This window comes from Duganella sp. (genome assembly GCF_039595735.1).
Taxonomy (GTDB): domain Bacteria; phylum Pseudomonadota; class Gammaproteobacteria; order Burkholderiales; family Burkholderiaceae_D; genus Rugamonas.
Window position 1 is genome coordinate 1 of the sequence record NZ_JBCNLB010000042.1, and the last position, 5,395, is coordinate 5,395.

6 protein-coding genes and 1 pseudogene are annotated in these 5,395 nt (G+C 64.7%); 5 read left to right on the forward strand and 2 right to left on the reverse strand.

Features of this window, described 5'->3' with window-relative positions:
- The first annotated feature begins 121 nt into the window (after positions 1-121).
- The 5 genes from rfbH to ABDW57_RS28065 are packed head-to-tail and all read left to right on the forward strand — an operon-like array spanning position 122 to position 4,298.
- A complete protein-coding gene (gene rfbH, locus ABDW57_RS28045) occupies positions 122-1,447 on the forward strand; it encodes a lipopolysaccharide biosynthesis protein RfbH (RefSeq protein WP_343733429.1) in 1,326 nt (441 codons plus the stop codon).
- A complete protein-coding gene (locus ABDW57_RS28050) occupies positions 1,434-2,066 on the forward strand; it encodes a hypothetical protein (protein WP_343733430.1) in 633 nt (210 codons plus the stop codon). The genes rfbH and ABDW57_RS28050 overlap by 14 nt, the downstream gene beginning before the upstream one ends.
- A complete protein-coding gene (locus tag ABDW57_RS28055; protein WP_343733431.1) occupies positions 2,063-2,830 on the forward strand; it encodes a hypothetical protein in 768 nt (255 codons plus the stop codon). Before ABDW57_RS28050 ends, ABDW57_RS28055 begins: the two co-directional genes overlap by 4 nt.
- 8 nt (positions 2,831-2,838) lie before the next feature.
- Positions 2,839-3,399, forward strand: coding sequence for a dTDP-4-dehydrorhamnose 3,5-epimerase (gene rfbC / locus ABDW57_RS28060; protein ID WP_343733432.1), 561 nt, complete (start codon positions 2,839-2,841; stop codon positions 3,397-3,399).
- Complete coding sequence (locus tag ABDW57_RS28065; protein WP_343733433.1) at positions 3,396-4,298, forward strand: NAD(P)-dependent oxidoreductase; 903 nt, start codon at positions 3,396-3,398, stop codon at positions 4,296-4,298. The genes rfbC and ABDW57_RS28065 overlap by 4 nt, the downstream gene beginning before the upstream one ends.
- Here ABDW57_RS28065 and ABDW57_RS28070 read toward each other — a convergent pair.
- The gene (locus ABDW57_RS28070; RefSeq protein WP_343733434.1) at positions 4,295-5,080 is read right to left on the reverse strand and encodes a glycosyltransferase family 2 protein; all 786 of its coding nucleotides are present in this window, start codon (positions 5,078-5,080) and stop codon (positions 4,295-4,297) included. The two genes, ABDW57_RS28065 and ABDW57_RS28070, sit on opposite strands and share 4 nt — an antisense overlap.
- Before the next feature lie 16 nt (positions 5,081-5,096).
- Positions 5,097-5,395: pseudogene (locus ABDW57_RS28075) on the reverse strand (HlyD family type I secretion periplasmic adaptor subunit); the annotation flags it as partial.

Consider the following 5,395-nt stretch of genomic DNA (forward strand, 5'->3'; position numbering starts at 1 on the left):
CACACCATCGACATGATCGTTGCATGGCACAAGGCGCAGATGGCCGGCGCCGACATGCGCGCGCTGACGCTGGCACAAATCGACACCTATCAAAATACCGCACCACTTTAAGGCAGCAATCATGAGCGAAGCAAAAACCAAGGAACAACTCCGCGCGGAGATCAGCAAACTGGTGGCCGAATACGGCGCCCTGGCCAGTGAGCCCAAGCCATTCGAGCCGGGCGTGACCGTCATTCCGCCCGCCGGCAAAGTGGTGGGCGCGCCGGAAATGGCATTGATGGTGGAAGCCTCGCTGGACGCCTGGCTGACCACCGGCCGCTTCAATGACCAGTTCGAGGCCAAGCTGGCCAAGCTGATCGGCGTTGATTTCCTGATCACCGTCAACTCCGGTTCCTCGGCCAACCTGGTGGCCTTCAGCACGCTGACCTCGCCCAAGCTGGGCACGCGCGCCATCCAGCAGGGCGACGAAGTGATCGGCGTGGCGGCCGGCTTCCCGACCACCGTCAACCCGATCATCCAGTTCGGCGCGGTGCCGGTGTTTGTCGACGTCGAGCTGGGCACCTACAACATCGACGTCACCAAGCTGGAAGCGGCCATCTCGCCCAAGACCAAGGCCATCATGCTGGCCCACACCCTGGGCAATCCGTACAACCTGGACGTGATCACCGCCATCTGCAAGAAATACCATCTGTGGCTGATCGAGGACTGCTGCGACGCGCTGGGCTCGACCTACCACGGCAAGATGGTCGGCACCTTCGGCGACATCGGCACCATGTCGTTCTACCCGGCCCACCACATCACCATGGGCGAAGGCGGCGCCGTGTTCACCAACAATCCGGAACTGAAGGCGATTGCCGAATCGTTCCGCGACTGGGGCCGCGACTGCTACTGCCCGCCAGGCAAGGACAACACCTGCGGCAAGCGCTTCTGCCAGTGCTTCGGCACGCTGCCGCCGGGCTATGACCACAAGTACACCTACAGCCACCTCGGCTACAACCTCAAGATCACCGACATGCAGGCCGCCTGCGGCCTGGCGCAGATCGACCGCGCGGCTGGCTTCGTGCAGGCGCGCAAGGACAACTTCGCCTACCTGAAAGACCGCCTGAAGTCGTGCGAGGAATTCCTCATCCTGCCGGAAGCCACCGAGCATTCCGACCCATCGTGGTTCGGCTTCCCGATGACGCTCAAGCCGGAAGCCAACGTGGCCCGGGTCGACCTGCTGACCTACCTCGACCAGCACAAGATCGGCACCCGCCTGCTGTTCGCCGGCAACCTGGTGCGCCAGCCGTACATGCAGGGCCGCAACTTCCGCGTGTCGGGCGAGCTGACCAACACCGACCGCGTGATGAACGATACCTTCTGGATCGGCGTCTACCCTGGCCTGTCGCGCGAGATGCTGGACTTCGCGATCGACAAGCTGGAAGCCTTCTTCGGTGTCAACTTCTAAAACCGCCATGAGCGAACCGGCCGCCTACATCGCGCCGTTCCGCGACCTGCTGCCGCCCAACGCCCGCCTGCTGGTGCAGGCCGGCGCCGGCGATGGCGGCCTGGCGCGCGCCTACCGCAAGCTGTATCCGGCCAGCGGCCTGATGGTGGTGGAAGCCGATCCGGCGCTGGCCGCGCAAGCGCGCGAGTACGCCGACCGCGTCTACCAGGCCGACCTCGATACCGTCAGCGCCGCCTTTTACCAGCAGCTGGCCTGGGCCGACGGCTGGTATTTCGACGCCACGCTGGAGCAGTGCCAGCAGCCGCAGCGCGTGCTGCAGCAAGTGTGCAAGGTGATGCCGGTGGACACCTGCATCATTGCCCGGATTGCCAACCGCAGCCACTGGCAGGCGCCGGAAACGACACCGCGACATCAATGGGACCTGGCCGCCATGCTGACGCTGTTTGCCGGCAGCGGCCTGCGCGTCACCAGCGGCATCCTGCTCAATCCGGGGCCGTTGCCGGCCGACGTAGAAGCGGCGCTGCGCCAGCAGGCCGGCGACGACGAGAACGTGCTGGCAGCGCTGGTCGAGGCGACCCAGCCATCCCACTACCTGATCAAGGCCGTCCCCGAGCGATGAATCCGACCCCGCCCTTTTACTGCATCGCCCATGCGCCGTTCAACTGGAAGATGCCGGATTTCATGACCATGGTCGGCTCCGGCGACTATGTACCGGAGACCGGCCTAGCCATGAGCCAGCTGCTGTCGCCCGAGGAAGCACTGCGCAACCGCTATCTGGGCGAGTACGTGGCGCTGTTTGAAATCCGCCGCCGCCTGATCGCCGAACAGGCCGAGGGCTTCGTCGGCTTTTGCCACTACCGCCGCTTTGCCCTGACCGAGCCGATCGGCGTGCTACACCAGTTCAACTACCACGCCCATCCGGACATGCTGGCCAAGGTGCGGCCCGAGCATTTCTATGGCGACGGCCAGACCCCGATCGTGCCGATCTCGGTCACATGGGCCGGCAGCGTGCTGCAGCAGTACGAAGCCTGCGTCACCGGGCGCGACCTGCTGATGTTCTTTGGCGACGCCATCGATTGCGGCGTCATCACCAATCTGGAGGCGGCCAATTTCCTCAGCGGCAAAGCCTTCATCCCGGCGCCGACCGTGGCCTTTATTCCGGTGCAATGGTTCGTGGAAATTGTCCACGACCTTGAACTGGTGGCCTCGCGCTACTACCGCCACCATTATGTCTACCGCGAAGGCTATGCCGACCGCAGCATCGCCTTCTGCTGCGAGCGCCTGCAAGCCTTCCTGCTGGCCAAGCGCATTGCCGCGTGGGGCCAGGACAAGGTCATTCAGCGGCCATTGGTCTTGCTGGGAGACACCTACCCGAACCTGTAGAGAGCCTTATGAAGATTGTCCCTACCGCCATCCCCGGCTGCTACCAGATCATTACCGACATCCGCCGCGACGAGCGCGGCAGCTTCGTCAAGGTGTTCCATGAGGATATCTTCCGCCAGCACGGGCTGGCGACCGATTTTGCCGAGGAATACTATTCCACCTCGCAGCGCAATGTCATCCGCGGCCTGCACTTCCAGACCCCGCCGCATGATCACGCCAAGCTGGTCTATTGCACCCATGGCGCGGTAATGGATGTGGCGCTGGATCTGCGCAAGGGCTCGCCCATGTATGGCCAGCACATCACGCTGGAGCTGAGCGCGGAGAACGGCCACATGCTGTATCTGCCCGCCGGCCTGGCGCATGGCTTCTGCTCGCTGAGCGATCAGTCGCTAATGGTCTACAAAGTGACCACCACCTACGCGCCGCACAATGATGGTGGCGTGCTGTGGAATTCGGCCGGCATTGCGTGGCCGGTGCAAGACCCCGTCATGTCGCCGCGCGACGGCACTTTCCCCACGCTGGCCGGGTTCGATTCGCCGTTCGTGTACACGGCCGGAGCAGACGCATGAGCGCCGCCGCGCCACGCCGCGCGCTGGTCACTGGCGCCTCGGGCTTTGTCGGCGCCGCGCTGGTGCGCCGCCTGCTGGCGGACGGCTGGGAAGTGCATGTGCTGCTGCGCGAAAGCTCGTCCGCTGACGGTCTGCCGGCGGCCGGCCCGCAATTGCAGCTGCACCGCCACGACGGCAGCACGCTGCAGCTGATCGACATCATGCGCGCCGCCGCGCCACAGGTGGTGTTCCATCTGGCTTCGCTGTTCCTGGCCGCGCACCAGCCGCAGGACATCGAACGCCTGATCAACGCCAACCTGCTGTTCTCCACCCAGCTGGTGGAAGCCATGGCCGCCTGCGGCGTGCGCAAGCTGGTGAATACCGGCACCTCGTGGGAACACTACCAGGATCAGGCCTACAACCCGGTCTGCCTGTACGCCGCCACCAAGGCCGCGTTCACGGCCCTGCTGCGCTATTACGTCGAGGTGCACGGCCTGCGCGTGGTCACGCTCAAGCTGTTCGACACCTACGGCGCCGGCGACACCCGGCCCAAGGTGCTGAACCTGCTCAAGCGCCTGGCCAACGAGGGTAGCGCATTGGCCATGTCGCCCGGCGAGCAGCTGGTGGACCTGGTCTACATCGAGGACGTGCTGGACGCTTTCCTGCTGGCCTGCCAGCAGCTAGACACCCAGCCGCAGGCGATGGAGGAATACGGCGTCTCCAGCGGCCAGCCGCTGCCGCTGAAAGACATCGCCGCGCTGTACGCACAGGTCAGCGGCAAGCCGTTGAATATTGCATGGGGCGGCCGCCCCTACCGCGAGCGCGAGGTGATGGTGCCGTGGCACAGCTACCGCAGCGTGCCGGGATGGCAGCCGCGCGTGGGCCTGGCGCAAGGCCTGGCCCTGTTCCACGCCGCCTAGTAGTGGGCGATGTCCAGCACGATGCCGGCGCTGGCCATCAGCGCCTGCCGCGCCTGCCGCGTCGCCATGTTCGGCGCCGGATGCTTGCGGTAAAGCTGCAGCATCACTTCGACGATCTTGTCATCGCGTGAGTTCCCGCGCCGCATGTTTTCCGGCGCGGTGGCCGCGCTCTTGTGGATCACCACGCCATCAGTGGCAAAGTGCACCAGCTTGCGGCCGTGCATGGCGGCCAGCAGGAAATCCCAATCCTCATAGATGATCAGGTCGGTCTCGTTGCGCACGCCGCGCAGCACATCGGCGCGGTAAGCGATGCAGCTGTTGGGGATGCGGTTGCGCACGTACACGCTGTCAAACGTGACGTCGGCAATCGACACGCTTTGCCCGCCCGGCAGCAGCTTGGGCGGATACACCGTGCGGTCCTCGTTCTGGATCTGGAAATCACAGAACAGCAGTTCCGGCTTGTCTTTCAACAGCCGCGCCTTGAGTTTGGCCAGATGGTCCGGGCGGTAGGTGTCGTCGTCGTCGAGGAACAGGATGTATTCGGAATCGGCAATCGCCAGCCCGAGGTTGCGGCTGGCGGCCGGGCCCGGCACGCCGGTCGAACGCAGCACGTAGTCGAAGCGCTTGTCCAGCTGCGACAACTCCTGGTACGGCGGCAGATAGCCGGGCGTGTCGGATACCACCACGATCTTGAAGTCCTGGCAGGTCTGCGCAATCAGCGACTCCAGCGTGCGCTTGAGCAGCAGCGGGCGGTCGTGGGTGGGAATGATGATGGTGAACACGGGCAGCCCTCGGAGATTATGGTTCGCGGATCGATTCGTCCAGCGCGCGCGTCAGCGGGAACAGCAGGTAGGACATCACCGTGCGGTGGCCCACCACCACTTCCGCCGTCACCGTCATGCCCGGCATCAGGCGCGCGCCCGGGCGCAGCTTGCGCAGCTGGCCGGTGTAGGGAATGCGGCTCAGGTAGTACTGGTCCAGGCCGCCGCCTTTTTCCGCGCTGTCGCGCTTGAACGAATCGGAGCTGACAAAGCGCACTTTGCCGTCCAGCATGCCGTGCTCCTGGAAGTTGAAGGCGTCCACCTTGAGGTGCACCG